This is a genomic window from Stenotrophomonas maltophilia (assembly GCF_013464485.1).
GTDB lineage: Bacteria > Pseudomonadota > Gammaproteobacteria > Xanthomonadales > Xanthomonadaceae > Stenotrophomonas > Stenotrophomonas maltophilia_AW.
This window is the reverse complement of the sequence record NZ_RAUX01000025.1, coordinates 16,532-42,364: the sequence shown is the minus strand read 5'-3', so window position 1 is coordinate 42,364 and position 25,833 is coordinate 16,532. Positions and strand designations below refer to the sequence as shown.

The following is a 25,833-nucleotide window of genomic DNA, read 5'->3' as shown; positions in this document are numbered from 1 at the left end:
CTGGCCGGCACTATCCACGCAAGCCCTCTGTCACGCCACGCGCCACTGCCGCGTCCTTGCCCACATGAACGCCGAAACCGCTTTCCAGATCCACCGCCCGCGCCTGATGGCGCTGGCCTACCGCCTGCTCGGCAGCCGCGCCGACGCCGAGGACGTGGTCCAGGATGCCTGGCTGCGCTGGTCCGGCGCCGATCCGGCCAGCGTCCGCGATGCCGAGGCCTGGCTGGTCACCACCACCACCCGGCTCGGCCTGGACCGGCTGCGCGCGGCCAAGCGTGAGCGCGCGCACTACGTCGGCCCGTGGCTGGCCGAGCCGCTGGCAGTCACCCTCGAGCCCGACCCGGCGCCTGGCCCGGCGCAGCTGCATGCGCTGGCCGACGATGTCTCGGTCGCGTTCCTGACCCTGCTCGAGCAACTCGGCCCCGAAGAACGCGCCGCGTTCCTGCTGAAGGAGGCCTTCGACCACGATTATCGCGAGATCGCCGACCTGATCGGCCACAGCGAGGCCAACTGCCGGCAGCTGGTGCATCGCGCCCGGCAACGCCTGCAGTCTGGACGGCCGCGCTTCAACGCCGATGCCAGCCAGCACCGGCAGCTGCTGACCCGTTTCATGGACGCCTCGCAGCGTGGCGACAGCGAGGCAATCCAGGCCCTGCTGCACGCCAACGCACTGCTGGTGTCCGACGGCGGCGGCGTGGTCACCGCCGCAGTGCGCCCGCTGCTGGGCGCCGAGCGCATCGGCCGCCTGTTCTGGGCCATCGCGCGTCGTGGTGCGGTGCATCCGGCGCAGCTGGGCTACGTCAACGGCGAGCCGGCAATCCTGCGCTTCCACGGCAAGCACCTGCACTCGGTCACCACCATCGAGGTGGTCGATGGCCGCATCGCCAACGTGTACAGCGTGCTGAATCCGGAAAAGTTGCCGGATGTTGTCACGCGCGGCGACGGTGCGGCGTCCTGGTAGTGAAAGGCGGCCACCGTGGCCGCCGTGGAGCCGAAAATGTCCGACCACGCCTCTCCCCGCGTACCCTACACCCGCCTGGCCGCCGAGGCCTTCAAGGGCCTGCTGGCCACCAGCAAGGCGGTGCATGACAGCTCGATCGACCCGACCCTGATGGAACTGTTGTTCCTGCGCGTGTCGCAGCTCAACGGCTGTGGCTACTGCATGGACATGCACGGCACCGCGCTGCGCAAGGGCGGCATCGAGCCGCGCAAGCTGGATACGCTGCCGGCCTGGCATGAAAGCCGCTTCTTCGATGCACGCGAGCGCGCGGCGCTGGGCTGGGCCGAGGCGCTGACCCGGCTGACCGACGGCGCGCCGTCGCAGGCGGCATTCGACGCACTGGTGCCGCACTTCGATGAGAAGGGCATCAGTGACCTGAGCATGGGCATTGCGGTGATCAATGCCTGGAATAGGCTGGGCGCGGGCCTGCTGCCGCCACTGCCGGCCTGACCCACGCCACCTTGCACGGTCTTTGCTGCTGTTGGTAGGCGTCGACCTTGGTCGACACGGTAGATCCACGCCATGCGTGGATGCGGCCGGGTCAGAGCCCTTCGCATAGCGAAGGGCTCTGACCCGGCGCTGCCACACGCCTGCACTGACCCCATCTGCACGTATCAGGCGCGCACAATACGCGCATGCCTGCTACCCCCACCGCTGGCGCTGCCGCCGCGAAGAAACCCAGCCTGCGCCAGCGCTTCAGGGCGATGCGCAACCTGCCACCGTTCCTGCGCATGGTCTGGAAGACCAGCCCCGCGCTCACCCTGGCCAGCCTTGGCCTGCGCCTGATCCGTGCGCTGCTGCCGGTGGCGATGCTCTACGTCGGCAAGCTGATCATCGACAGCGCGCTGCACCTGAGCCAGCACGATGCCGGCTTCCCGCCACTGGGCGAGGCGCTGTCCAGCGGCCTGCTCAACCCGCTGCTGGGCCTGCTGGCGCTCGAGTTCGGCCTGGCCATCGCCTCGGACCTGCTCGGCCGGCTGGTCAGCTACGCCGATGCCCTGCTCTCGGAACTGTTCGCCAACGTCACCAGCATCCGGCTGATGGAGCACGCGGCAACGCTGGATCTGGAGGACTTCGAGGACCCGGACCTGCAGGACAAGCTGGACCGCGCGCGGCGCCAGACCATGGGCCGGATGAACCTGATGAGCCAGTTGTTTGGCCAGGTGCAGGACGCGATCACCGTGGCCAGCCTCGCCGTCGGCCTGCTGGTGTACGCGCCGTGGCTGATCCTGCTGCTGGCGCTGGCACTGGTGCCGGCCTTCATCGGCGAGTCGCACTTCAACGCGGCCGGGTACAGCCTCAACTTCCAGTGGACGCCCGAGCGCCGCCAGCTTGACTACCTGCGCCAGCTCGGTGCCAGCGTGGAAACGGCCAAGGAAGTGAAGATCTACAACCTGCACCGCTTCCTGGTGGAGCGTTACCGGCGCCTGTCGGTGGCGCTGTTCCTGGCCAACCGCGCGCTGGCCCGGCGCCGCGCGTTCTGGGGCACGCTGCTGGCTGCGCTGGGCACTCTGGGGTACTACACCGCCTACGCCTACATCGCCTGGCGCACGGTGCGCGGCGACTTCTCGATCGGCGACCTGACCTTCCTCGCCGGCAGCTTCCTGCGCCTGCGCCAGCTGCTGGAAGGCCTGCTGATCGGCTTCTCGCAGGTGGCCAGCCAGGCGCTGTACCTGGACGACCTGTTCTCGTTCTTCCAGATCCAGCCGGAAATCCATTCGCGCGAAGGCGCGGCGCGCGTGCCACAGCCGATCCGCCAAGGCTTCGTGTTCGAGAACGTCGGCTTCCGTTACCCGGATGCCGAGCAATGGGCGGTGCGCCACCTCGAATTCCAGCTGCATGCCGGCGAAGTGCTGGCCCTGGTCGGCGAGAACGGAGCGGGCAAGACCACGCTGGTGAAGCTGCTGGCGCGGCTGTACGAGCCGGACGAGGGCCGCATCCTGCTCGATGGCCGCGATCTGCGCGACTACGACCTGGACGACCTGCGCGCCAACCTCGGGGTGATCTTCCAGGATTTCGTGCGCTACAACCTCAGCGCCGGCGAGAACATCGGCGTCGGCCAGGTCGAGGCGATGGACGACCAGGCACGCATCGCCGACGCCGCGCGGCGCGGCATGGCCGAGGAAGTGATCGACGACCTGCCCGGCGGCTACGACCAGCTGATCGGCCGCCGCTTCAAGCAGGGCGTGGACCTGTCCGGCGGCCAATGGCAGAAGATCGCCATTGCCCGCGCGTGGATGCGCAATGCGCAGGTGATGATCCTGGATGAGCCAACGGCAGCGCTGGATGCGCGAAGTGAGTTCGAGGTGTTCCAGCGGTTCAGGGAACTGGCGGATAATCGCACCGCAGTGCTGATTTCCCACCGTTTCTCCTCGGTACGCATGGCCGATCGCATCCTGGTGCTGGCCGATGGCCGGATCGAGGCCAGCGGCACTCATGAGCAGCTGATGGCCCAGGGCGGCCGCTACGCCGAGCTGTTCGAGCTGCAGGCGGCCGGTTACCGCTGAGAACGCCTCTCGTTCCGCCTAATGAGAACCTGTCTCATTTGAGATAGAATCACCCCCGACGACTTTCGATAGATACGCCCATGTCCTCCGCTTTCGGCGCCGAAACGGTGCTTGAGGTCCGTCACTGGACCGACGCCTACTTCAGCTTCACCCTCACCCGCGACAGCGGCTTCCGCTTCGAGAACGGCCAGTTTGTGATGATCGGCCTGGAAACCGAGGCGCGGCCGCTGCTGCGCGCCTATTCCATCGCCAGCGCCAACTGGGAAGAGCACTTGGAGTTCTTCAGCATCAAGGTGCAGGACGGCCCGCTGACCTCACGTCTGCAGCACATCAAGCCGGGCGACAAGGTGCTGGTTGGCAAGAAACCCACCGGCACCCTGCTGATCAGCGACCTGCACCCCGGCAGGAACCTGTACCTGCTGGGCACCGGCACTGGCATGGCACCGTGGCTGTCGGTCATCAAGGACCCGGAAACCTACGAGCGCTTCGAGAAGGTGATCCTGTGCCACGGCGTGCGCTACGAAAAGGACCTGGCCTACCGCGATTACTTCGAGAAGGAACTGCGTGAGCATGAGTTCCTGGGCGAGATGATCGGCGACAAGCTGCTGTACTACCCGGCCGTCACCCGTGAACCGTTCGCCAACCAGGGCCGCCTGACCCAGCTGATGGAGAGCGGCGAGATGCAGCGCACCCTCGGCCTGCCGGAACTGAGCCCGGAGAACGACCGCGCGATGATCTGCGGCAGCCCGCAGATGCTGGCCGACCTGCGCAGCGTGCTCGATGCCCGTGGTTTCCAGGTCTCGCCGCGCATCGGCCAGCCGGGCCACTACGTGTTCGAGCGCGCGTTCGTCGAGAAGTAAGCTGCAACGGTAGTGCCGGCCGCTGGCCGGCGCTTCTGGCACCACGGGGTTGCCGGCCAGCGACCGGCACTACCTCACAGCAGCGCTTCGATTTCGTCGCGCAGCTGCTCCGGCCTGGTGGTGGGCGCATGCCGCGACACCACCCGCCCCTGGCGATCGACCAGGAACTTGCTGAAGTTCCACTTGATACGGGCACTGCCAAGCAGGCCGCGCTTCTCGCGTGACAGCCAGGCCCACAACGGATCAGCCCCCTCGCCGTTGACCTCGATCTTCTCCGACAGCGGGAAGCTGACCGGATAATCCAGCGAACAGAACTGGCGGATCTGCGCGGCGTCACCGGGCTCCTGCGCGCCGAACTGGTTGCAGGGGAAGCCGATCACCACCAGGCCACGTTCACGGTAGTCCTGCCACAGCTGTTCCAGCCCGGTGTACTGCGGGGTGAAGCCACAACGGCTGGCGACATTGACCAGCAGCAACGGGTGACCCTGGAACCGGGCGAGGGCCTGCGGCTGGCCGTCGAGGTCGCGGAAGCTGAAATCGTAGGCAGTGGTCATGGCAGCGGGCCGTGGGCGGTGAATGCATGGTACCCGCGCCCGGTCCCGGCAACATGCCTTTTGACACAAGTACCAGCGCCGTCGGCCGGGTTACCCTCGGGCCCTTGTTTGCCTTACCGGAGTTCCTACCTTGACCACTCGCCTTGCCCTTGCCGTGGCCATGTCCCTCGGCCTTGCCCTGCCCGCCTTCTCGGCCGGCGCCGCCACCCCGGCTGCCAGCACCCATGCCCAGCAGGCCAATCCGTTCTTCGCCGACAGCCCGCTGCCGCTGCATTTCCCGCAGTTCGACAAGATCAAGGACAGCGACTTCGCCCCGGCCTTCGACGCCGGCATGGCGCAGCAGCTGAAGGAAGTGGAAGCGATCGCCAACAACAAGGCCAAGCCGACCTTCGACAACACCATCATCGCCCTGGAAAAGAGCGGTGATGTCCTCGACCGCGCGACCACCGTCTTCTTCAGCCTGGTCGGCGCCGACACCAATGACACCCGCAAGAAGCTGCAGGCCGATTACTCGGCGAAGTTCGCTGCGCACAGCGATGCGATCGCGCTGAACGGCAAGCTGTTCGCCCGCATCCAGGCGCTGTACGACACCCGCAGCCAGCTGGGCCTGGACGCCGAAGGCGTGCGCCTGGTCGAGAAGTACTACGACAACTACGTGCGCGCCGGCGCCAAGCTGTCCGAGGCCGACAAGGCCACGCTGAAGGAGATGAATGCCGAGCTGGCCAACCTGGGCACCAAGTTCAGCCAGAACGTGCAGTCGGAAGTGAACGCTTCGGCGATCACCGTCGCCGACGTCAAGGAACTGGACGGCCTGTCCAAGGAGCAGATCGCCGCCGCCGCCGAAGCCGCCAAGGCCCGCGGCCAGGACGGCAAGTACGTGATCACCCTGCTCAACACCACCGGCCAGCCGCCGCTGACCAACCTGGCCAACCGCGCCCTGCGCCAGAAGATCTACGAAGCGTCGGTCAGCCGTGGCAGCCGTGGCGGTGAGTTCGACAACACCGCGCTGGTCTCGCGCATCATGCAGCTGCGTGCCGACAAGGCCAAGCTGATGGGCTTCCCGAACTTCGCCGCCTACAACCTGACCAACCAGACCGCCAAGACCCCGGAAGCGGTCAACGCGATGCTGGGCAAGCTGGCCCCGGCCGCCGTGGCCAACGCCAAGCGCGAAGCCGCCGACCTGCAGGCGATGATCGACAAGGAACAGAAGGCCGCGCGCAAGCCGACCTTCCAGCTGGAACCGTGGGACTGGGCCTTCTACAGCGAGAAGGTGCGCCAGGCCAAGTACAACTTCGACGAGTCGCAGCTGAAGCCGTACTTCGAAATGAAGAACGTGCTGGAGAACGGCGTGTTCCATGCCGCCAACCTGGAATTCGGCCTGACCTTCAAGCAGCGCACCGACCTGCCGGTCTACCACGATGACGTCACCGTCTACGACGTGTTCGACGCCGACGGCAGCCAGCTGGCGATCTTCATCTTCGACCCGTATGCACGCGCCTCAAAGCGCGGTGGTGCGTGGATGAATTCCTACGTCTCGCAGTCCAAGCTGACCGGCTTCAAGCCGGTAGTGGCCAACCACCTGAACATCCCGAAGCCGCCGGCCGGTCAGCCGACCCTGCTGACCTGGGACGAGGTGAACACCACCTTCCACGAGTTCGGCCACGCCCTGCACGGCATGTTCTCCAACGTGAAGTACCCGTACTTCTCGGGCACCTCGGTGCCGCGTGACTTCGTCGAGTTCCCCTCGCAGGTCAACGAGATGTGGTCGGACAACCCGGTCATCCTGAAGAACTACGCCAAGCACTACCAGAACGGTTCGGCGATGCCGCAGGCGCTGCTGGACAAGGTGCTGGCGGCGGCCAAGTTCAACCAGGGCTTTGCCACCACCGAGTACCTGGGTGCGGCCATGCTTGATCAGCGCTGGCACCAGATCGGCGCCGACCAGGTGCCGGCCGCCAAGGACGTGATGGCCTTCGAGCGCGCCGCGCTGGAGAAGGATGGCATCTACTACGCGCCGGTTCCGCCGCGCTACAAGACCCCGTACTTCAGCCACATCATGGGTGGCTACTCGGCCGGCTACTACGCCTACATCTGGTCGGAAGTGCTCGACGCCAACACCCAGAAGTGGTTCAAGGACAACGGCGGCCTGAGCCGCAAGAACGGCGACCACTTCCGCGCCACCCTGCTGTCCAAGGGCGGCAGCGTGGATGCGATGCAGCTGTTCCGCGATTTCGCCGGCCACGAGCCGCAGATCGAACCGTTGCTGGAAAAGCGTGGCCTGACGGGCGCCGGCAACTGATCGCCTGCGCGGTAGCGTGAAACGAAAACCGCCCGGGAAACTGGGCGGTTTTTTTGTTGGATGGGGTCAGAACCCATTTCTACGAAACGGGATCCGACCCCAGTCCCGCCATCAACGTGGTGCCACGTACCCGCCCGGCACGCCTTCCGGCGACAGCACCAGCTGCCACAGCTGCGCGTGCCGGCAGCGGAAGGTGGCCATCGATCCGGCCAGGTAGAACCGCCACATGCGGCGGAAATACTCGTCGTAACCGGCGCCGAGCCGCGGCCATGCCGCTTCCACGTTGCGTCGCCAGGCCTGCAGGGTCAGGTCGTAATCGGTGCCGAAGTTGTGCCAGTCCTCCAGCACGAAGCGCCCTTCGAACGCTTTGCTGATCTGCACCGCCGACGGCAGCATCGAATTGGGGAAGATGTAGCGCGCGATCCACGGATCGGTGCGATGCCGCGAGATGTTGGTGCCGATGGTATGCAGCAGCAGCAACCCGCGCGGCGACAGGCAGCGCCGGGCCACCTCGAAGAAGCTGGCGTAGTTCTTGTCGCCGACATGCTCGAACATGCCGATCGAGAAGACCGCATCGAACGGCTCATCCAGTTCGCGATAGTCCTGCAGGCGGATCTCGATCGGCAGGCCGGCACACAGTTCGCGCGCGAACCCGGCCTGCTCCTGCGAAATGGTCACGCCGACGCCGCTGACGCCGTAGCGCTCGGCGGCAAACTTCAGCGCTTCGCCCCAGCCACAGCCGATGTCCAGCACACGCTGGCCCGGTCGCAGCCCCAGCTTGCGGCAGACCAGGTCGAGCTTGGCTTCCTGCGCGGCGTCGAGATCACCGGCATTGCGCCAGTAGCCGCAGCTGTACACCAGGCGCTGGCCGAGCATGGCCTGGTAGAGATCGTTGCCGAGGTCATAGTGGCGGCGACCGACTTCGTAGCTGCCCTGCCCGGTCTGCAGGTTGAACAGCCGCGCCTTCAGCGCATCGGCCATCTCGCGCCAGCCGTGCACCCGCTCATCCAGGTGCGCCTGCATCAGGTGGACGAGGAATTCATCGAGGACGTTGGCATCCCACCAACCGTCCATGTAGCTCTCGCCGAGACCGAGTGAGCCGTGCGCCATGACCCGCGCGAAGAAGCGCGGGTCATGCACCTGGATATCCTGTGGCTGGGTACCGCCGATGCGGACCCCGGCTTCCTGCAGCAGGCCGGCAACCCGCTCCTGCAACCCTGTATCCACGCCACCTCCTCGACTGCGGTCAACCGCGTGCGAACAGCTCCACGTAGTCCTTGGCCACGTGCGGCAACAGCACCGCCGCCGGTACATCGGCGGTCTGGGTGCCGTCCGAGTATGGACCCACCTGGTACGGCGGGAAAACAAAGCGCAGCGCGGTGATCTGCCCCTTTTCGTCGGTCAGCGGCTGGAACTGGCTGAAATTGTCGGCCTGCGGGCCGGTGCCGTCGGCGATCATGCGCGATGCGTTGCGCAGCGATTCCTGCAGCTGGGCCGGATCCATGTCCTCACCGCTGAGGCGGGTCGCCACGCGTTCACGCAGCTGGTCGGCGACGAAATCGCTGATCGCCTTCCAGCCCTTGGCATCGGCCACCAGCTTGTCGGCGCTGAGCATCTGCTGCTGCGCCGGCAGCCACACGAAGCGCGCCACCAGCGGTTCACCGTGAGCGCCACCGGTGTAGCGGCTGCCATCGGCACTGACCACCACCAGCTGCGGCGTTTCCAGCAGCTTCTCGAAGCTCAGCGACAGCTCGTAGGGCATGGTCGGCTTGTCATTGCCGAGACCGTCCAGTGCCTGCTGCAGGTCGCTGCGAGCGCTGGTGGCATAGTCCTGCAGCGCGCGTGCCAGGCCCGGGTAGCGGTCGATGCCGGCCGGGTAGCTGATGCCCACCACTTCGCGTTCGTTGTTCTCGATCACGTCGCGCAGGTCCAGCGGCGCTTCCGTGGCTGGCGTTTCACCCGCAGCGGTGGCCTCGGCGGTGGGCGCCGCATCGGTCGCCGGTGCCGGCTCGCTCTCGCGCTGGCAACCGGCCAGCAACAGCACGCCAACCACGCCGGCCAGCACGCTGCCGCGCAATGGCCGGTTGTTTCCAATCTTCATCGGGATCCCCTGTTCATGTTTGTACATCATCGCCTGCCCTGGCTGAAGCGTGGCCCGCTGGCATTCAGCCAACCAGCAGGTCGTGGTATTCCTCGTGCCGCTGCAGGAAGGCCTCGGCGTACGAACACGCCGGCACCACCTTGTACTTCTGCTCGCGGGCAAAACGCAGCGCCACACGGGTCAGCTCGCCGGCAATGCCACGGCCGGCAATCGGCTCGGGCACTTCGGTATGGGTGATTACCATGCGCTTGCGTTTGATCTGGTAGTCCAGCACCGCCAGCTGTCCGCGCACACGGGCGGTGAAGCGGTGGTTGGCCTGGTCGTGCTCGACCTCATAGGCCAGACCGGGGGGCGTGACCGAAGCCATGGAACTGTCTCCTGCGGCGACTGCGTGGATGGTGCGCAGCCGGGCGCCATGATCGCGTGAAGCCTGAACAGGGGCAAGTCCAATCCATTCACGTCAGTTTTCGACCCTCAAGCTGGAGCGAGGACGGCCGCTATCGCCTGTGGAGGGGTACGGCCATGCTGGCACGGCCCTTGCGACCGTTGATCATGCGCACCACCGCGGAGGCTCCGATGCACCCCAGCGATTCCCATTCCGACACCGACCGCGCCCTGCTGGAGGGCCTGCTGCAACTGGCCGTGGAGGGGCAGACCCAGGACCAGGATTTCCAGCGCATCGGCGAAGAAGTGTTCGCCCGCCTGCTGGATACCTACGGTCAGCAGCCCACGCTCTGAAACAGCGGGGGCGGATCGCTGCCGATCCGCCCCGCTCCCGTCATCAACCGCCGCCGAGGCGGAAGGTCGGGTTGGAGAGTTCGCGCAGGAAGTGAGTAAAGATGCTCGGCTGCATGGCCAGCATGAAGATCACGCCGAACGCCGCGCCTGCCAGGTGCGCGCTGTGGTTGATGCGGTCACCGCCGCGCTTGTCCATCCAGATGCTGTAGCCGACGTAGAACGCGGCGTAGACGATGGCCGGCGCCGGGATGAAGAACACCAGGATGATCGACCACGGCTTGATCAGGATGAAGGCGAACAGCACCGCCGACACCGCACCGGACGCACCCAGGCTGAGATAGTTCGGGTTCTTCTGGTTCTTCAGGTAGCTGGGCAGGATCGAGACCAGCAGCGCACCGATGTAGAACGCCGGGTAGGTCAGGTAGCTGCCGGTCAGCTGCACCATCACGCTCTCGATGAATCCCCCGAAGAAGAACAGGGTGATCATGTTGAAGATCAGGTGCGACCAGTCGGCGTGGATGAAGCCATAGGTCACCAGCCGGTCGTACTGGCGGTGACGGTCGATGGCCGGCGGCCACAGGATCAGGCGGTCGGCCAGCTTGCGGTTGTTGAACGCCATCCACGACAGGATGGCGGTGACGGCGATCAACAGCAGATTGACGGGGGTCATGTCAGGCTCAGGCGCTACGGTAGTTGTCGACCATACGATAGCGTTTCGCGTACCAACCGAAGGCCAACGCCGCGACGAAGGCGAAACCGGCGAAGAAGAACATCAGGAACGCCGCCTCGCTCAGGCCCGTACTGGCGATCTTGTGGGTCACCGCATCGTTGCGCACCGCCGCGTTGGACAGCAGCACCCACAGGTTGCCGATGGTGGTGGTCAGGTTCCAGAAGCTCATCACCACGCCCTTCATCGCCTGCGGCGCCTGGCTGTAGGCGAACTCCAGGCCGGTGGCCGAGACCAGCACCTCACCGAAGGTCAGCAGCGCATACGGCAGCATCTGCCAGAAGATCGACATGGCGTTGCCCCCGTCCATCACCACCTGGATGCCGCCGACCACGATCCAGGCCAGGCCGCTGAAGGCGATGCCGGCGGTCATGCGGCGCAGCGCGGTCGGCTCGAAGCCGAAGCGGCGCAGGGCCGGGTACAGCACCAGGTTGTTGAACGGAATCAGGATCATCACCAGCAGCGGGTTCAGTGCCTGCATCTGCGAGGCGGTGAACCAGCTCGGCATCTGCATCTGCTGGCCCTGCAGGACCCAGGTCGAGGCCTTCTGGTCGAACAGCGAGAAGAACGGCGTGGTCAACGCGAAGATCACCAGCACCCGCAGCACCGAGCGCACGCCTTCCACGGCTTCGGCCGGATGCTGGCCACGGGCGCGATCGAGCTGCAGCCAGGTGCCACCGCCGATACCGGCCAGGATCGATACCAGCGCCAGGCACAGGCAGATGACAATGCCCAGCGAGCCAACCAGGCCGAACGAGGCCACTGCCAGCACCAGGCCGAGCACGGCGATCACCAGGCCCGGACGGCCCTGGCCGGCCACGCGCGTGGTCAGTGCGGTACGCACCACGTTGGCGAACGAATGCGGATCCTTCGGCGGCAGCGGCACCAGCACGTAGCGCTTGCGGCCCAGCCAGAACACGAAGGTGGCGATGAACATCAGGATGCCCGGGATGCCGAACGCCCACTGCGGGCCCCAGTTCTTCAGCACCAGCGGGATCAGCAGCGAGGCGAACAGCGAGCCGAAGTTGATGATCCAGTAGAAGGCGTCGAAGACGATCTTGGCCAGGTGCTTGTTGCTCTGGTCGAACTGGTCGCCCATGAACGAGGCCACCAGCGGCTTGATTCCACCGGCACCGAGCGCGATCAGGCCCAGGCCGAGGAAGAAGCCCTCGCGGCTGTTCTCGAACAGCGCCAGGCACAGGTGGCCGGCACAGTAGACCAGGCTGAACCAGAGAATGGTGTGGTACTTGCCGAAGAACCTGTCGGCCAGCCAGCCTCCGAGCAGCGGGAAGAAATACACGCCGATCATGAAGCTGTGCATGATGTCCTTGGCTTCACCGGCACGGCCTTCCGCCGTGATTTCCTGCAGCAGCAGCGAGGTGATCAGGAACTGCACCAGGATGTTGCGCATCCCGTAGAAACTGAACCGCTCGCAGGCCTCATTGCCGATGATGTACGGGATCTGGCGCGGCATCTTTCCCTGGCCGGCGATGGGGGCAACTGCGTCGTGGCTCATCCTGTAAGGCAATCCTGCAAAGCGAAAGGCGCAAGATTACCGGAAGCAGGGCTTGCGAAGCACGCTGCAGGGCTGCATGACAACGGTGCCAATCCATGGCAGGCAGCGACACTCCGTGCCGGAAGTCACGGCACCTGCACGACAAAAGCGTAAACTTATCGTTATGCGCCCCCTCGCCCCCGCCCGTCTCCTGCTCAGCTGCCTGGTGCTGCTGATGGCGTTGCAGGCACAGGCGCGGCCGCAGGTACCGACCACGACGGCCAGCGAAAGCGAGCCGCGGCAGCTGACCGTAGCCGCGCTGGAACTGCCCAGCCGCGATGATGCGCAATGGAAGTTGCGCCGCGAACAGATCGCCCAGCTGCTGACCGACCTGCAGCCGGACGTGATCTCGGTGCAGCAGGTGCTTCAGCAGCAGGGCCGTAATCCGGCCTGCTGGCTGGCCAGCCGGCTGCGCTACAGCTGCGACTTCGTTACTGCCGACCCGCCCAGCCAGCCGTTGCGGCATGGCAATGCGATGCTGACCCGGCTGCCGGTCAGCGAGGATGGGGTGACCCTGCTGCATCCACCCGGCACCTTCAGCGCCGCCGGCATGATGCGTCTGAAGCTGGGCGAGGCGCTGGTCAACATCTATGTGGCGCGGCTGCGCCCGGACCCGGACGAGACCAATGCACGCCAGCACCAGACCAGCGACCTGATGACCTGGATCGGCGCCACCGCCGAAGGCATGCCCAGCCTGATCGCCGGTGATTTCTCCGCCAACACCGTGGAACTGGTACGCAGTACCCCTGGCTTCCAGCCGGCCCGGCGCAATCCCGGTGGTCGCCCCGAGCCCCCGGCGGCCAGCGGCGGCGGCGCCAGCGGTCACGGCCTGGACGTGCTGTTCCAGGTCAAGCACTTCGGCGGCATCCGCCAGCAGCCGATCCTGCTGCCCGCCGACGGCGATCTGCCCGGCCTACGCCTGGGCGTGATGGCCACCCTGCGCCTGCAGGGTGTGCCGGCCACGACCGAATAGCCCCGCCTTCGGCCCCGGTGGATGCCGACCTTGGTCGGCACGTTTCCACCGCGCTCGCACCCTCTCCCGTGCCGACCAAGGTCGGCACCCACCAGAATCGGCCCCGTTTCCCGAACCGCGCTTCCCCTCGTTAGGTGCCGACCTCGGTCGGCACATCCCTGCCGCGCGTACAGATGCTTCCGTGCCGACCAAGGTCGGCACCTGCCAGCATCGGTCCGGTTTCCCGAATCCGGGAAACAAAAAAAGGCCGGGGTCTCCCCCGGCCTTTTCATTTCATCCAGTGAAGCAGATCAGGCGATCGCTTCCTGGTAACGGCGCTCGACTTCGTTCCAGTCGATGACGTTGAAGAACGCGCCGATGTATTCCGGACGGCGGTTCTGGTACTTCAGGTAGTACGCGTGTTCCCACACGTCCAGGCCGAGGATGGGGGTGTTGCCTTCCATCAGCGGGCTGTCCTGGTTGCCGGTACTCTCGACCACGACCTTCTTGTCCGGGGTCACGCTCAGCCACGCCCAGCCGCTGCCGAAACGGGTCAGCGCAGCCTTGGTGAAGGCGTCCTTGAACTTGTCGAAGCCGCCCAGGTCCTTGTCAATGGCCTTGGCCACGTCACCCACCGGGTTGCCGCCAGCATTCGGAGCCATCACGGTCCAGAACAGCGAGTGGTTGGCATGGCCGCCACCGTTGTTGCGCACCGGACCCTGCAGGTTCTCCGGCAGCGACTTGAGCTTCTTCACCAGTTCTTCGACCGGCAGGTCAGCGTACTCGGTGCCTTCCAGCGCCGCGTTGACGTTGTTGATGTAGGTCTGGTGATGCTTGGTGTGATGGATTTCCATCGTCGCCGCATCGATATGCGGTTCCAGCGCGTCGTAGGCGTAGGACAGCTTGGGCAGGGTGTAGGCCATGATGCATCTCCTGATTGCGAGGGCACCCGACGGTGTCGGGCGTTGCGCGGTGAATGATGGGGACAGACCACCAGATTACCAAGGGGGATGTAAAGGAAATTGCGTCCTGCCAGTGAGCACGACGGCAATTGTTACGCACCGGTGACGCACCGCACTCCTCATGCACCGTGCAGCGCAGGAGCGCTACAGTGCCTGCCACCACCTCTGCCCGCCCCTGCCCCATGCGCAACCCCCGGCTGCTGATCACCGCCATCGCCCTGCTGCTGCTCGGCCTGGTCGTCAACCATTTCATGCAGCGTCCACCGGCGCCGCAGTTCGCACCGGACCTGCAGGGCACACCGGCCGCGCGTGCGCCGGCCGCTGCCGGTGCAGGCAATGACAGCGGCCTGCCCGCCTTCCTGCCCGCCGAAGCCCGGCAGACCATCGCCCTGATCCAGCGCGGCGGGCCGTTCCCGCACCGGCAGGACGGCAGCACCTTCGGCAACCGCGAACAACAGCTGCCACAGCGTCCGCGCGGTTACTACCGCGAATACACCGTGGATACCCCCGGCGCACGCACCCGTGGCACGCGTCGCATCGTCACCGGCGGTGATCCGGCGGAGGCGTGGTACTACACCGACGACCACTACGAATCATTCCGCAGCTTCACCGTACCGGCCCAGGGAGCGCAGTGATGAGCCATGACGATTTCGGCCTCGGCCTGCATGACATCAACAATGCAGGCGTCTACGCCATCGACAGCGAGGACATCAGCGCATTGGCCGCCGCGATGCGCGACGCTGGCCTGAAGGTGATCCGCGTCGACCTGGAAGGTGTGGCCGACAAGCGCACCCTGCTGGCGCGGCTGGCGGCGCAGCTGGATTTCCCGGCGGGCTTCGGCGGCAACTGGGATGCGCTGTCGGACAACCTGCGCGACCTGCAATGGCTTCCTGCAAACGGCTATGCGCTGTTCCTGGCCGACGTGGATGCACTGCGTGCCGCCGCCCAGAAGGATTTCGACACTCTGCTGGACGTGATGGATGAAGCCAGCCGCGACTGGGTCGGCCGCGACGTGCCGTTCTGGGTGTTCCTGTCGCAGAGCGCGTGAAGGCGACGCCCTGGCAGATGCCGACCTTGGTCGGCATGCGCTGGCGCCTCGGTAGAGGCCGACCTTGATCGGCGCTTCTGTGCCAACCAAGGTTCGCACCCACCAAAGCATGCCAGCACGACCGTCACATCCCGCGATGGAGCCATGCGTAGACAACGGGAGCCGCTAGCGACTCCCGTTGTCTTCCTGCAGCTCCTTCTTGAAGGGAATGTCCGGCGGCGGACGTGCCACGGCCGGCTGATCCTGCATGTTCGGATTGGTGAGTCCACAGCCGCCACCCGCCTGCAGGATCGAGATCACACAGGAGATTTTCGTACTGGTACCCGGCAACGGAATCTCCATTGCCTTGACCCCCTTGCGCACCCATTCGGCCAGCAGTGATTCCTGCGGCACCCAATACTTGTCGAACGAAGTAGGCGTGTAATCGTACGGCGGCCGCTTCAACCAGGTGCCGGACTGCGCGATGCGCTCCTTGCTCCAGCCATCATTGGCGCCACCGGGGGCACCACGCCCGGCATGACCATCCCCCTCCTGCCCCGGCACACGTACGCGGCCATCGGCATTGAACAGGCCATTGCCCTTGCCCGTGGTACTGGCCTGACGGGCACCGCCATTGGCGCCCTCCTGGTTGCGGCTCGACGCGCCCCAGTCGTCGCCCTTGGCGGACGTGGCCCAGTTGCCCGGATTGGGAGCCGGACGCGCGCCGGCCTGGGCCGGTGTCGCGCTGGAGCCGGACGGCCGTGGCGTACTGCTGCTGGCCTGGCTTGCGCTGCCGCTGGCCGCAGGCGCGGCCGTTGCCGCGCTGCCACTGGACGTTGAAGGCGCCGCCGCGGGTGCAGACGCAACTTCGCGTTCGCGCACCTGCACGTCACGGCCGGCCGGCGCACGCACGGTCGGCTCACGCCCGGCCACAGCAGCCATCCGTACCTGCGGATCGACCACGGCCTGCACTTCGCGCTCGCGCACCTGCACGTCGCGCTGCGGCACACGGACCTGTACATCGGCCGTGCGCAGCGGCTGCGACACCGCCGGTGCATCGACCGTACTGACTTCGCGCTCCTGCACCGGAAGGTCATGCAACCGCGGTGCCCGCACCGCGATCTCCGGCGCACGCAGCGTGGCAGGGGTCGGCGGCGCCTGCACCGGCTGCACGCTGCGCTCGCGCACCGCCGGTGTGGTCTCGCGCGGCACGATGCTGACCTCCGTGCGCGGCACGCTGACCGGTGGCACCACGAAATCGGTACTGGCCTCGGCTACTTCGGTGGCCTGCACCGGTGACGGTGGCGGTGCTGCGACCGGCGCTGGCTCGGATTCGGCGGGCGGCGGTGGCACGCTGGCCGTTGCAGCCGGCGCCGAAGAGGATGCAGTTGCCGACGCCGGACGCGGCTCACGCGCCGTTGCGGCCCCTGCGTTCTGGCCAGCTGCAACCTGGCCCGGTGGTGCAGCCGCCGCCGCTTCGGCACCTGGCTGATCGCCGCCGCCCTCCTGGGTGGCGCGACCGACGAACGCCACCTGCACGCGCTCGCCCTCGGCGCCTTCTGCTTCCGGTGCTGTGGTGCGGATCACCGCCACCCATAGCAGCAGCATGAAGAACAGCAGATGCAGCAGCGCACTGGCCATTGCCGAGGTCCAGCGCATCCAGCGCTGATCGCGCGGCGCAGGGTCCCAGTCCTGCCAGAACAGACGACGCAGCGCCTGCCAGAGTGACAACCGAGGCAATGGGCCCGGTGGACCGGGCAGCGGACGCGGCATCAGCACCGCGATCAACTCGCTGGCGTGCAGCGGCCGCGGCAACGGACCGAGCGAGCGCAGCCACAGCGCCCAGCCATACGGCAGGCGCGTGGTTTTCTCGAGGACGGCGTTTGGCTGCTGGCGGGCCAGCAGCAGGTCGATGAGTTGCTCGGCCCGGGTCAGAGGCACGCGTCAGCGATCAGGCGGCATTGCCGCGAGGGATGTACGGCGCGTGCCCGCTGTCGTGGTCGGTCGCGTCGCGCACCGCAGTCACGCCTGGCACGCGGCCCATCAGGGTCTTTTCGATGCCCTGCTTGAGGGTTACGTCGGCCATGCCGCAGCCCTGGCAGCCACCACCGAAGCGCAGCAGCACCACGCCTTCGGCCGAGACTTCCTGGACGGCCACCTTGCCACCATGCGAGGCCAGCTGCGGATTGATTTCGTTTTCCACCACCCAGTGCACGCGCTCGACCAGCGAGGCGGCATCGCCGGGTGCTTCGCCCTTGATGCGCGGCGCCTTGATGGTCAGCTGCTGGGTACCGGCGCTGCCGGCGACGATGTCGATCTCGGCACCGTCGAGCCAGCCGACGCTGCTCGCATCGACGTAGAGAGTGAAGCCATCGCAGTCCACCGCCCACTCGTCGCCAAGCAGGTCGGTCGGCTCGGCGAACTCCAGCCGGGCGTCGGCGCGCGGGGTGCCGGGATCGACCGCACTGAGGCGCACGCCCATGCCGGGCACGCCCTCGCGTTCGATCAGCTTGCGGAAATGGGTCTGGGCAGTGTCGGAGATCTGGATCATCAGGCTATTCTAGCCAAGTAAGCGTCAGCCGCTCATTCGGTTTATACACCGTCCGGCGCATTGTTCAGTCAACACGAGGTGGAGATTCCCATGGCCGACCTGATTCCACTGGCCCAGGCCCGTTGCGTGCCGCGCAAGGGCAGCGACCACAAGCTTGGCGAGGCCCGCCTGGCCGAACTGCTGCCGCAGATTCCCGGCTGGGAGCTGAGCGAGGGCGGGCAGGCTCTGACGCGCACCTTCCGCTTCAAGGATTACTACGCCACCATGGCCTTCGTGAACGCGCTGGCCTGGATTGCCCACCGCGAGGACCACCATCCGGACCTGGGCGTGCACTATGACCGTGCGGTCGTGCGCTTTTCCACCCACGACGTGGGCGGCCTGAGCGAGAACGACTTCATCTGCGCGGCAAAGACTTCGGCCCTGACGGAGCAACTGCCATGAACCTGCGTTTGCTGAGCCTGTCCCTGATTGCCGCGACCGGCCTGGCCGGCTGCGGCGCGTCCGAGCCGCCGGCGCCACCACCGCCGCCGCCGACCGAAGTGGCTGCGGTCAAGACGCCGCCACCGCAGTATCCGCTGGAACTGGCCTGCACGGGCGTGGGCGGCACCAGCACCTTCAAGGTCACCATCGGCACCGATGGCAAGCCCAGCGAAGTCGCCCTGCTGACCGGCGCGGGCAACCCGCAGCTGGACGAACTGGCCAGAACCGCGGTGCAGGGCTGGCAGTTCAAGGCGGCCACCCGCAATGGCCAGCCGGTGCCAGCCACCATCCAGGTGCCGGTCAGCTTCAACCCACCGCAGCCGAAGCCGGACCAGTGCTTCGCCATCGAAGAACGACTGCGCCGCGGCGGCTGATCGCCCGCGCCCCGACGAGGCCAGCCGACGCCCGCCTCGCCCTCGCCGCCCCGGCCTCGACCGGGGCGGTTGTCTATTGACCAGGATCGCGTCGGTACATGCTGCAGATTCCCCCCGAAAACATCTGGATCGCGCTGGCGGTCACCCTTGCGGCCGGCCTCGCCACCGCCATCGGCAGCCTGATGGTGCTGTTCTCACGGCGGCCCAACCCGCGCCTGCTGGCGTTCGGCCTGGCCTTCGCCGGCGGCGCCATGGTCTACGTCTCGCTGTCGGAAATCCTCAACAAGTCCATCGCATCGTTCGCCCTGGCCTATGGCGAGCGCACCGGCTTCACCTACGGCACGCTGGCGTTCCTGCTGGGCGTGGTGGCCATCGTGCTGATCGATCACTTCATTCCCAACCCGCATGACAGCCTGGACAAGCAGGACCCTGCGTTCCGCGAGAACAGCCGCGAGTACCTGAAGCGGGTCGCGCTGCTGACCTCGGTTGCGATCACCGCGCACAATTTCCCGGAAGGTCTGGCGACCTTCTTCGCCACGCTGGAAAGCCCGTCGGTGGGCATGCCGCTGGCCTTCGCCATCGCCATCCACAACATTCCCGAGGGCATCGCGATCGCGGTGCCGGTGTACTTCGCCACCCAGAACAAGCTCTATGCGTTCAGTGCCAGCCTGCTGTCCGGCCTGGCCGAGCCGGTGGGCGCCGCGCTTGGCTACTGGCTGCTGTCCGGCTCGCTGTCGCACGCCACGTTCGGCTGGGTGTTCGGACTGATCGCCGGCGTGATGGTGTTCCTGGCGCTGGATGAGCTGCTGCCGGCGGCCAAGCGCTATGCCAAGGGCCACGAAACCGTATACGGCTTGGTGGCCGGCATGGGCACGCTGGCGATCAGCCTGGTGTTGTTCAAGTGGTGAGGGGGTTGCGGCCAACGGGCTGAGCCCCCTCGCGGCTGGCGCATTCCACAGTATCGAGCGGTCGCGGGCGGGGTTGGTTCGCGGGGGACGCCGTTAATCCGTCCCTGGAGGCTTGGCCGCGCCATCCATGGCGCGGACACCCCCGCGAACCGACCCCGCCCGTGCCCCTCATTTTTCCGTGCGTGCCAGCCGTGCGATGAAAGGCCGTGCGATGAAAGAATGAAAAGCGAAGCCCGCGCTGCGCGCGTGAGTCGAGCGTGGCTCGACTCTACCCGGGCCGCCACGCGGCCCGGGTCTGCTCTTCTTTTGATGTTCCGTGGCTGACGCGCCCGCGATCTGTCGAAGGGCGGCCCGGATGGGTTGGCGGGGGTGTCCGCGGCATGGATGCCGCGGCCAAGCCCCCAAGGATGGGTTCACGGCGTTCCCCGCCAACCCATCCGGACCGACCAAAACCGGAATCCCGCTTTGGAGGCCAGCCGCGAGGGGGCTCCGCCCGTTGGCCGGTCAGCCCCTCGCAGAGGCTACTTCAGCCGGTCCAGCGCCTCGACCAACTCATCGGCCAGCGGTGCGTTCAGCACATACGGACTCTTGCCGTCGTCCAGTGCGAACTCCAGCGAAGCGGCATGCAGGAACAGGCGCTTCAGCCCGATCTGCTCACGAAGCCGCTTGTTGACCGCCGGATCGCCGTACTTGTCGTCACCGGCCACCGGATGCCCCAGGTGCTGGGCATGCACGCGGATCTGGTGGGTGCGGCCGGTCTCGATGCGCACCTCGCAGTAGGAATGGCCGCCGCGGCGCTCCAGTACCCGGAAGTGGCTGATCGATTCCTTGCCGATCGCGTTGACCTGCACATGGCGCTCGCCGCCCTGGCGCAGGCCGACATGCAGCGGCGCATCGACCGTCATCACGCCATCAGGCATGCGCCCGGTCAGCAGGGTCAGGTAGCGCTTGCGGATGCCTGCCCCGTGGTCTTCACGCAGCAGGGCCTGAAGTTCGCTCAGCGCCGAGCGCTTCTTGGCCACGATCAGCAGGCCCGAGGTGTCGCGATCCAGCCGATGAACCAGCTCCAACGTCTGCCCCGGGCGCAGCGCGCGCAGGGTTTCGATGGCGCCGAAGCTGATGCCACTGCCGCCATGGCTGGCCACACCGGAGGGCTTGTTCAAGGCCAGCAGCCGGGCATCCTCGAAGACGATGGCCTGCTCCAGGCGGCGCATGAACGCTTCCGGCGGACCGGCCTTGTCTCCCTCCTCACTGAGACGAACGGGCGGCACGCGCACCTCGTCACCGGCCTCCAGCTTGCGTTCGGCCTTGGCACGGCCGCCATTCACCCGTACCTGGCCGCTGCGCACCAGCTTGTAGACCAGGCTGCGCGGGGCCCCCTTCAGCTGGCCGAGCAGGAAGTTGTCCAGGCGCTGGCCGGCGCGGTCGGCGGGAACGGTGATCATGCGCACGGAAGGCTTGTCGCCAGCGGGTTTGGTCGGGTCTTGGGCGGTCATCAGGCTGTTTATTCTGTTACACTCGGGGGGCGAGATAAGGGATTGATTTCGTTGGAAGTTACTCAGGGCCAGAAGCCCAGCTTCCGACGAATCCGGCACAGTGCGCGACCACCGCCCGCGGGGCGGCCATGTTAGCGGCTCACCGGCCTTCCCGGCCATCGCCGGATGCCTGACACGCAACCGTGCTGAACATGTCCCGCGTGGCGCTCCAGCCTGGCTGACAGCTGCCTGCGGCCTGTAACACCCCAAAACCCATAAGAGTGAAGCGCTCCCGCGGCCTGCCGTGGTGTCGTAGCGCTGGAAACCCAAGCCGCCCTCCCCGCGCTTGCGCGAATGGGCGGCGAACCGTGTCCAGAGGCGAAACCCCATGGCGTTCCGCGCGGTAGCCGCTTGCGAGGAACGCAACAATGAAGCGAATGCTGATCAACGCCACGCAGGCTGAAGAGCTGCGTGTTGCCATCGTGGATGGCCAGTCGTTGTATGACATCGACATCGAACAGCCGTCGAAGGAACAGAAGAAGTCCAACATCTACAAGGGCCGGATCTTCCGCATCGAGCCCTCGCTGGAAGCCGCCTTCGTCGAATACGGTGGTGGCCGCCATGGCTTCCTGCCGCTGAAGGAAATCTCCCGCGACTACTTCCAGGCCGGTGTCGACCACAACAAGGCCGGCATCCGCGAACTGCTGAAGGAAGGCCAGGAGATCGTTGTCCAGGTCGACAAGGAAGAGCGTGGCAACAAGGGCGCCGCCCTGACCACGTTCATCTCGCTGGCCGGCCGCTACATGGTGCTGATGCCGAATTCGCCCAGCGCCGGCGGTGTCTCCCGTCGCATCGAGGGCGAAGACCGTGCCGCCCTGAAGGACGCCCTGGACAAGCTGAACATCCCCGACGACATGGGCGTGATCATCCGTACCGCCGGCGTCGGCCGCGATGCGGAAGAGCTGCAGTGGGATCTGGACTACCTGCTCAACGTCTGGCGCGCCATCGCCGAAGCCGCACTGAGCAAGCCGGCCCCGTTCCTGATCTACCAGGAATCGCGCCTGATCGTGCGCGCCCTGCGTGACTACCTGCGCGCCGACATCGGCGAGATCCTGGTGGACACCGAGGAGATGTACGAGCACGCCCGCGAGTTCATGCAGCAGGTGATGCCGCAGACCCTGCGCAAGCTCAAGCATTACAAGGACGACATCCCGCTGTTCAACCGCTTCCAGATCGAATCGCAGATCGAAGGCGCCTACGAGCGCAACGTGCGCCTGCCGTCGGGCGGCTCGATCGTGGTCGACCAGACCGAAGCGTTGACCGCCGTCGACGTGAACTCCTCGCGCGCCACCAAGGGCAGCGACATCGAGGACACCGCGTTCCAGACCAACCTGGAAGCGGCCGAGGAAGTGGCCCGCCAGCTGCGCCTGCGTGACCTTGGCGGCCTGGTGGTGATCGACTTCATCGACATGGCCTCCAACAAGCACCAGCGCGAAGTCGAGAACCGCCTCGCCAACGCGCTGAAGTACGACCGCGCGCGCGTGCAGGTCGGCCGCATCTCGCGCTTCGGCCTGCTGGAAATGAGCCGCCAGCGCCTGCGTCCGAGCCTGGGCGAATCCAGCCAGATCGTCTGCCCGCGCTGTGACGGCCACGGCCGCATGCGCAGCGTCGAGTCGCTGTCGCTGTCGATCATCCGCGTCGCCGAAGAGCATGCGATGAAGGAAAACACCGGGCAGGTCCTGGTCCAGGCCCCGGTGGAGATCGCCAACTACCTGTTGAACGAAAAGCGCAGCGCCCTGCGCGAGATCGAGCAGCGCCACGAGGCGCCGATCGTGATCGTCGCCGACGAGCAGCTGCACACCCCGCACTACACCGTCACCCGCCTGCGCGAGAACGAGCTGGGTGAAGAGAGCAGCAAGCCCAGTTACCAACGCGGCACCCCGCGCAAGCTGCCGGTGCACGCCCTGACCAAGGGCCAGCTGAACATCCCGCCGCCGGCGGTGACCCAGGTCAAGCACACCTCCCCCGCCCCAGTGCGCGAGGAAGTGGAGCCGGCCGCAGCTGCCCCGGCCCCGATCGTGGCAGCGCCGGTGGCGCCGGCCCCGAGCGGCGGCGTGATCGGTTGGCTCAAGCGCGTGTTCGGTGGCGAACCGGCCCCTGCTCCGGCACCGGCGGCCCCTGCCGCACGCCAGCAGCAGGACGGTGGCCGCAAGGACCGTAACAAGGATCGCAACAAGGACCGCAAGGACCGTCGCGAAGAAAACCGCGGCAACGGTGGCAACGGCAACGCGCAGCAGCAGAAGGACGGCGGCAACCGCAAGGACCGTGGTGAGCAGCGCAACAAGGACGGCCGCAACGGTAACAATGGCAATGCCCAGCAGCAGCCGCAGCAGGGCAAGCAGAAGGAGCCGCAGCAGAAGGATGGCCAGCAGCAGCCGCAGCAGCCGAAGCAGCCGCGCAACGAGCAGCAGGGCCAGAACCCGCAGCAGCCAAAGCTGAAGCAGCCGAAGCAGCCGCGCCCGCAGCAGGACGGTGACAAGCCGGCCGAGAAGCCGCAGCGCAACGCCGCCGAAGCACCGGCCGAAGCCGTGACCGCGGCTGCCGCCGTGGCCGCCACGGCGGTCGCCGCCAATGCGGTGACCGCGCAGGAAGCGACCGCGCCGGTTGCTCCGGTGGCCGCCGCTCCGGCAGAAGCCGCAGCACCGGTCAACACGACTGCCAACACCGCCAGCGAAGCCGAGGTGGTTGCGGTTGCCGGTGAAGAGGCTGCAACCGACGCCAATGGCGAGCAGACCGGCGAAGGCGCGACCCGCCGTCGTCGCGGCCGTCGCGGTGGCCGTCGCCGTCGTCGCGGTGGCGCCGAGAACGCCGCCGGCAGCGACGCTCTGGGCGATGACCAGGACGATGGTGACGACGGTGACGACGCCGACGGCGCCGAGCCGAGCGTCGACAGCACTGCCGGCACTGCGCCGGTCGCTGCTGCGCAGCCGGCCCGTTCGCAGCCGGAGTTCGACTTCGATGATGACGTCGAGCCGACCGCCGACGCCGCGAAGCCGGTCCGTGCCACCGCTGCCGTTGTCGCCGCGCCGGTCGCAGTGGTGAGCAGCGCCGTGGTCGAAACCGCCGCGCCGGCCGTGGCCGAAACGCAGGCCCCGGTGGAAGCCGCTGCCAAGGCTGAAGCGGTGTCCTCGCCGGTGCAGACCAGCATGCTCGATGCCATCGACGCCGCGACCCCGGTCCAGCCGGTGGTCGTTGCGGCTCCGGTAGCGGACGCAAAGCCGGCGGCGGCTGAGGTTGCCCCGGTCGTTGAAGCCGCTCCGGTGGTGGAGGTGAAGCCGGTCGTGGTCGAGGCGGCACCGGTGGTGGAATCGAAGCCGCAGGTTGTTGAAGCAACCCCGGTGGTTGAAACCAAGCCGGTGGCCAGTGAGATTGCCGCGGTGGTGGAGGCCGCCCCGGCCGTTGAAGCCACGCCGGTCGTCGAGACTGCGCCGATCGTCGAACAGCCGGTCGCTCCGGTGGCGGTCGAAGCCGCGCCGATCGAAGCCGCTGCCCCGGTGGCCGAAGCCGTGGTGACGCCGTCGATCGATCCGGTCGCCGATGGCCATGCCGACGCTGCAGCCCAGGCTGCGGAAGCCAGGGCCGATGAAGAAGACGAAGAGGCCGCCAAGCGCACGCCGCCGGCGAACTGATCGCACGTTGATCGCGTGAAAACGAAACGGCGGGGATCAATGATCCCCGCCGTTTCTGTTTGTGCGTCGGACGCGTGCAGCGCCCTGGTAGAGGCCAACCTTGGTTGGCGCCGTTGTTGGAGCGAACGCGGACACGCCCGTGCCAACCAAGGCTGGCAGCTACCGGAGCGTGCTCCGTCAGGGTTTCGGTGCGAACTGCAACCGGGTCCACACACCGTAGTGATCGGAAGCCCAGCGACCGCTGTCGTCGGGCTGGTCAAACAGGAGTTTCGCCTCGCGCGCGACCATCTCGTCCTGCTGGAAGAAGATGTGGTCGATCCGCGAGGGCGCCTGGTAGTAGTGACGATTGAGCGTACTGACCCCGGCCAGATCGGTATTGACGTGCACGCTGCCGTAGCTGTCGCCGTAGTGGCTGCGCAGCTCGCTCAGGTCACCGGCGTCCACCAGCGCATTGAAGTCACCGGCGATCACCACCGGCGCACCAGCGGACGTTGCAGTGATGAAGCGCAGCAGGTCCTCGACCTGGCTGCGACGGATGCGCTGCCCACTCTCGTCGTTGCGCTCGTTCAGATGCGTGGCGTAGACGTTCACTGGCGTGCCGTCGACGTCGATGCGCAGGTGAGCGACCGTGCGGTAATCATTCAATGGCTGCAGCAGATGATCGCCCTGGGCAAGGATCGGGCGGCGGCTCAGCAGCGCGTTGCCGTAGCGCTTGGGTGCCCCGACCGGATCGGTGGACACGAACACATACCTGTAGCCGAGTTGGCTGGCCAGCCACTGCGCCTGGTTGCGCACGTTGCGGCGTTGGATCACCTCCTGCAGCGCGATGGCATCGGGCTGCAGGCGCTTGAGTTCGGCCAGGATGGTGCGGCGGCGGCTCGGCCAGTCCTCGCGGTCATGATGCAGGTTGAAGGTGACCATGCTCATGCCTGGCGCACTGGCCACCTCAGCCACCTCAGCCGGCGCAGCGGTGGCCGCAGGCGCCACCGCCATCACTCCAACCGGCAATGCCAGGGCAATCGCCAGTCCCAGGGCGCGCACCGTCATGCGCGCCCTCGCCCCCTGTTGCTTCAT

At 66.8% G+C, this 25,833-nt stretch carries 24 protein-coding genes; 13 read left to right on the top strand and 11 right to left on the bottom strand.

Translation table 11 applies throughout. From position 1 onward, the window contains the following. The first annotated feature begins 64 nt into the window (after positions 1-64). From D7Y61_RS11385 to D7Y61_RS11370, 4 genes are all read left to right on the top strand, one after another. Positions 65-961, top strand: a complete 897-nt coding sequence (locus tag D7Y61_RS11385) for an RNA polymerase sigma-70 factor (RefSeq protein ID WP_180866330.1) — start codon at positions 65-67, stop codon at positions 959-961. A gap of 36 nt (positions 962-997) precedes the next feature. After that, the gene (locus D7Y61_RS11380) at positions 998-1,450 is read left to right on the top strand and encodes a carboxymuconolactone decarboxylase family protein (protein WP_180866329.1); all 453 of its coding nucleotides are present in this window, start codon (positions 998-1,000) and stop codon (positions 1,448-1,450) included. A 185-nt stretch (positions 1,451-1,635) separates the two neighbouring features. Next, positions 1,636-3,507: an ABC transporter ATP-binding protein gene (locus tag D7Y61_RS11375; RefSeq protein ID WP_180866328.1), complete on the top strand. Its 1,872-nt coding sequence runs from the start codon at positions 1,636-1,638 to the stop codon at positions 3,505-3,507. Positions 3,508-3,587: 80 nt separating this feature from the next. After that, the gene (locus D7Y61_RS11370; protein ID WP_180866327.1) at positions 3,588-4,367 is read left to right on the top strand and encodes a ferredoxin--NADP reductase; all 780 of its coding nucleotides are present in this window, start codon (positions 3,588-3,590) and stop codon (positions 4,365-4,367) included. Positions 4,368-4,441: 74 nt separating this feature from the next. Here the strand turns inward: D7Y61_RS11370 and D7Y61_RS11365 are convergent, their stop codons facing one another. Then, entirely contained in the window at positions 4,442-4,921 is a 480-nt protein-coding gene (locus D7Y61_RS11365) for a glutathione peroxidase (RefSeq protein WP_180866326.1), read from the bottom strand. A 130-nt stretch (positions 4,922-5,051) separates the two neighbouring features. Here D7Y61_RS11365 and D7Y61_RS11360 point away from each other — a divergent pair, with 130 nt between their 5' ends. Continuing rightward, the gene (locus tag D7Y61_RS11360; protein WP_180866325.1) at positions 5,052-7,220 is read left to right on the top strand and encodes a M3 family metallopeptidase; all 2,169 of its coding nucleotides are present in this window, start codon (positions 5,052-5,054) and stop codon (positions 7,218-7,220) included. A 111-nt stretch (positions 7,221-7,331) separates the two neighbouring features. Here D7Y61_RS11360 and cfa read toward each other — a convergent pair whose 3' ends face one another. The 3 genes from cfa to D7Y61_RS11345 are packed head-to-tail and all read right to left on the bottom strand — an operon-like array spanning position 7,332 to position 9,688. Further along, entirely contained in the window at positions 7,332-8,447 is a 1,116-nt protein-coding gene (gene cfa / locus D7Y61_RS11355) for a cyclopropane fatty acyl phospholipid synthase (protein WP_180866324.1), read from the bottom strand. Between the two features lie 19 nt (positions 8,448-8,466). Then, the gene (locus D7Y61_RS11350) at positions 8,467-9,348 is read right to left on the bottom strand and encodes a DUF3298 and DUF4163 domain-containing protein (RefSeq protein ID WP_180866323.1); all 882 of its coding nucleotides are present in this window, start codon (positions 9,346-9,348) and stop codon (positions 8,467-8,469) included. Positions 9,349-9,385: 37 nt separating this feature from the next. Then, the gene (locus tag D7Y61_RS11345; protein WP_100440651.1) at positions 9,386-9,688 is read right to left on the bottom strand and encodes a GNAT family N-acetyltransferase; all 303 of its coding nucleotides are present in this window, start codon (positions 9,686-9,688) and stop codon (positions 9,386-9,388) included. 209 nt (positions 9,689-9,897) lie between these two features. Here D7Y61_RS11345 and D7Y61_RS11340 point away from each other — a divergent pair, with 209 nt between their 5' ends. Continuing rightward, positions 9,898-10,059, top strand: coding sequence for a hypothetical protein (locus tag D7Y61_RS11340; RefSeq protein WP_165929939.1), 162 nt, complete (start codon positions 9,898-9,900; stop codon positions 10,057-10,059). Between the two features lie 43 nt (positions 10,060-10,102). Here the strand turns inward: D7Y61_RS11340 and D7Y61_RS11335 are convergent, their stop codons facing one another. Together D7Y61_RS11335 and D7Y61_RS11330 are read right to left on the bottom strand one after the other, a co-directional pair. After that, the gene (locus D7Y61_RS11335) at positions 10,103-10,729 is read right to left on the bottom strand and encodes a rhomboid family intramembrane serine protease (protein WP_111205080.1); all 627 of its coding nucleotides are present in this window, start codon (positions 10,727-10,729) and stop codon (positions 10,103-10,105) included. 7 nt (positions 10,730-10,736) lie between these two features. Continuing rightward, positions 10,737-12,302, bottom strand: a complete 1,566-nt coding sequence (locus tag D7Y61_RS11330; RefSeq protein WP_032129657.1) for an oligopeptide:H+ symporter — start codon at positions 12,300-12,302, stop codon at positions 10,737-10,739. A gap of 163 nt (positions 12,303-12,465) precedes the next feature. Between D7Y61_RS11330 and D7Y61_RS11325 the strand changes: the two genes are divergently transcribed. Then, positions 12,466-13,314: an endonuclease/exonuclease/phosphatase family protein gene (locus D7Y61_RS11325; protein WP_180866322.1), complete on the top strand. Its 849-nt coding sequence runs from the start codon at positions 12,466-12,468 to the stop codon at positions 13,312-13,314. Positions 13,315-13,604: 290 nt separating this feature from the next. Here D7Y61_RS11325 and D7Y61_RS11320 read toward each other — a convergent pair whose 3' ends face one another. Beyond that, positions 13,605-14,216, bottom strand: a complete 612-nt coding sequence (locus D7Y61_RS11320) for a superoxide dismutase (RefSeq protein WP_005410310.1) — start codon at positions 14,214-14,216, stop codon at positions 13,605-13,607. 221 nt (positions 14,217-14,437) lie between these two features. On the opposite strand from D7Y61_RS11320, the gene D7Y61_RS11315 reads away from it, so the two are divergent. Further along, positions 14,438-14,890 carry a ribonuclease domain-containing protein gene (locus tag D7Y61_RS11315; RefSeq protein WP_180866321.1) on the top strand — a complete coding sequence of 151 codons (453 nt, stop codon included), beginning with the start codon at positions 14,438-14,440 and terminating at the stop codon, positions 14,888-14,890. Further along, positions 14,890-15,303: a barstar family protein gene (locus D7Y61_RS11310; protein WP_180866320.1), complete on the top strand. Its 414-nt coding sequence runs from the start codon at positions 14,890-14,892 to the stop codon at positions 15,301-15,303. The genes D7Y61_RS11315 and D7Y61_RS11310 overlap by 1 nt, the downstream gene beginning before the upstream one ends. 165 nt (positions 15,304-15,468) lie before the next feature. Here the strand turns inward: D7Y61_RS11310 and D7Y61_RS11305 are convergent, their stop codons facing one another. Together D7Y61_RS11305 and D7Y61_RS11300 are read right to left on the bottom strand one after the other, a co-directional pair. Further along, positions 15,469-17,223, bottom strand: a complete 1,755-nt coding sequence (locus D7Y61_RS11305) for a hypothetical protein (protein ID WP_180866319.1) — start codon at positions 17,221-17,223, stop codon at positions 15,469-15,471. A gap of 10 nt (positions 17,224-17,233) precedes the next feature. Continuing rightward, entirely contained in the window at positions 17,234-17,833 is a 600-nt protein-coding gene (locus D7Y61_RS11300; protein WP_180866318.1) for an NfuA family Fe-S biogenesis protein, read from the bottom strand. Between the two features lie 90 nt (positions 17,834-17,923). Here D7Y61_RS11300 and D7Y61_RS11295 point away from each other — a divergent pair, with 90 nt between their 5' ends. The 3 genes from D7Y61_RS11295 (at position 17,924) to zupT (ending at position 19,595) form a co-directional block, all read left to right on the top strand. Continuing rightward, a complete protein-coding gene (locus D7Y61_RS11295; protein WP_005410315.1) occupies positions 17,924-18,274 on the top strand; it encodes a 4a-hydroxytetrahydrobiopterin dehydratase in 351 nt (116 codons plus the stop codon). Continuing rightward, positions 18,271-18,687 (top strand): energy transducer TonB, encoded by a 417-nt coding sequence (locus D7Y61_RS11290; RefSeq protein ID WP_180866317.1) that lies wholly within the window; start codon positions 18,271-18,273, stop codon positions 18,685-18,687. The genes D7Y61_RS11295 and D7Y61_RS11290 overlap by 4 nt, the downstream gene beginning before the upstream one ends. Positions 18,688-18,785: 98 nt before the next feature. Beyond that, positions 18,786-19,595, top strand: coding sequence for a zinc transporter ZupT (gene zupT / locus D7Y61_RS11285; RefSeq protein ID WP_180866316.1), 810 nt, complete (start codon positions 18,786-18,788; stop codon positions 19,593-19,595). Positions 19,596-20,116: 521 nt separating this feature from the next. On the opposite strand, the gene D7Y61_RS11280 is transcribed toward zupT, so the two are convergent. Then, positions 20,117-21,091, bottom strand: a complete 975-nt coding sequence (locus D7Y61_RS11280; RefSeq protein WP_180866315.1) for an RluA family pseudouridine synthase — start codon at positions 21,089-21,091, stop codon at positions 20,117-20,119. Between the two features lie 407 nt (positions 21,092-21,498). On the opposite strand from D7Y61_RS11280, the gene D7Y61_RS11275 reads away from it, so the two are divergent. Continuing rightward, the gene (locus tag D7Y61_RS11275) at positions 21,499-24,759 is read left to right on the top strand and encodes an Rne/Rng family ribonuclease (protein WP_180866314.1); all 3,261 of its coding nucleotides are present in this window, start codon (positions 21,499-21,501) and stop codon (positions 24,757-24,759) included. A gap of 177 nt (positions 24,760-24,936) precedes the next feature. Here D7Y61_RS11275 and D7Y61_RS11270 read toward each other — a convergent pair whose 3' ends face one another. Next, positions 24,937-25,833, bottom strand: coding sequence for an endonuclease/exonuclease/phosphatase family protein (locus D7Y61_RS11270; RefSeq protein ID WP_180866313.1), 897 nt, complete (start codon positions 25,831-25,833; stop codon positions 24,937-24,939).

What these genes read in the sequence shown, in the direction of transcription:
- D7Y61_RS11300 (WP_180866318.1), bottom strand. Translation starts at nt 17,833, where the DNA reads ATGATCCAGATCTCCGACACTGCCCAGACCCATTTCCGCAAGCTGATC.
- D7Y61_RS11290 (WP_180866317.1), top strand. Translation starts at nt 18,271, where the DNA reads ATGAACCTGCGTTTGCTGAGCCTGTCCCTGATTGCCGCGACCGGCCTG.
- D7Y61_RS11325 (WP_180866322.1), top strand. Translation starts at nt 12,466, where the DNA reads ATGCGCCCCCTCGCCCCCGCCCGTCTCCTGCTCAGCTGCCTGGTGCTG.
- D7Y61_RS11330 (WP_032129657.1), bottom strand. Translation starts at nt 12,302, where the DNA reads ATGAGCCACGACGCAGTTGCCCCCATCGCCGGCCAGGGAAAGATGCCG.
- D7Y61_RS11315 (WP_180866321.1), top strand. Translation starts at nt 14,438, where the DNA reads ATGCGCAACCCCCGGCTGCTGATCACCGCCATCGCCCTGCTGCTGCTC.
- D7Y61_RS11365 (WP_180866326.1), bottom strand. Translation starts at nt 4,921, where the DNA reads ATGACCACTGCCTACGATTTCAGCTTCCGCGACCTCGACGGCCAGCCG.
- D7Y61_RS11350 (WP_180866323.1), bottom strand. Translation starts at nt 9,348, where the DNA reads ATGTACAAACATGAACAGGGGATCCCGATGAAGATTGGAAACAACCGG.
- D7Y61_RS11280 (WP_180866315.1), bottom strand. Translation starts at nt 21,091, where the DNA reads ATGACCGCCCAAGACCCGACCAAACCCGCTGGCGACAAGCCTTCCGTG.
- D7Y61_RS11375 (WP_180866328.1), top strand. Translation starts at nt 1,636, where the DNA reads ATGCCTGCTACCCCCACCGCTGGCGCTGCCGCCGCGAAGAAACCCAGC.
- D7Y61_RS11310 (WP_180866320.1), top strand. Translation starts at nt 14,890, where the DNA reads ATGAGCCATGACGATTTCGGCCTCGGCCTGCATGACATCAACAATGCA.
- D7Y61_RS11270 (WP_180866313.1), bottom strand. Translation starts at nt 25,833, where the DNA reads ATGAAGCAACAGGGGGCGAGGGCGCGCATGACGGTGCGCGCCCTGGGA.
- D7Y61_RS11370 (WP_180866327.1), top strand. Translation starts at nt 3,588, where the DNA reads ATGTCCTCCGCTTTCGGCGCCGAAACGGTGCTTGAGGTCCGTCACTGG.
- D7Y61_RS11385 (WP_180866330.1), top strand. Translation starts at nt 65, where the DNA reads ATGAACGCCGAAACCGCTTTCCAGATCCACCGCCCGCGCCTGATGGCG.
- zupT (WP_180866316.1), top strand. Translation starts at nt 18,786, where the DNA reads ATGCTGCAGATTCCCCCCGAAAACATCTGGATCGCGCTGGCGGTCACC.
- D7Y61_RS11335 (WP_111205080.1), bottom strand. Translation starts at nt 10,729, where the DNA reads ATGACCCCCGTCAATCTGCTGTTGATCGCCGTCACCGCCATCCTGTCG.
- D7Y61_RS11340 (WP_165929939.1), top strand. Translation starts at nt 9,898, where the DNA reads ATGCACCCCAGCGATTCCCATTCCGACACCGACCGCGCCCTGCTGGAG.
- D7Y61_RS11345 (WP_100440651.1), bottom strand. Translation starts at nt 9,688, where the DNA reads ATGGCTTCGGTCACGCCCCCCGGTCTGGCCTATGAGGTCGAGCACGAC.
- D7Y61_RS11275 (WP_180866314.1), top strand. Translation starts at nt 21,499, where the DNA reads ATGAAGCGAATGCTGATCAACGCCACGCAGGCTGAAGAGCTGCGTGTT.
- D7Y61_RS11320 (WP_005410310.1), bottom strand. Translation starts at nt 14,216, where the DNA reads ATGGCCTACACCCTGCCCAAGCTGTCCTACGCCTACGACGCGCTGGAA.
- D7Y61_RS11380 (WP_180866329.1), top strand. Translation starts at nt 998, where the DNA reads ATGTCCGACCACGCCTCTCCCCGCGTACCCTACACCCGCCTGGCCGCC.
- D7Y61_RS11295 (WP_005410315.1), top strand. Translation starts at nt 17,924, where the DNA reads ATGGCCGACCTGATTCCACTGGCCCAGGCCCGTTGCGTGCCGCGCAAG.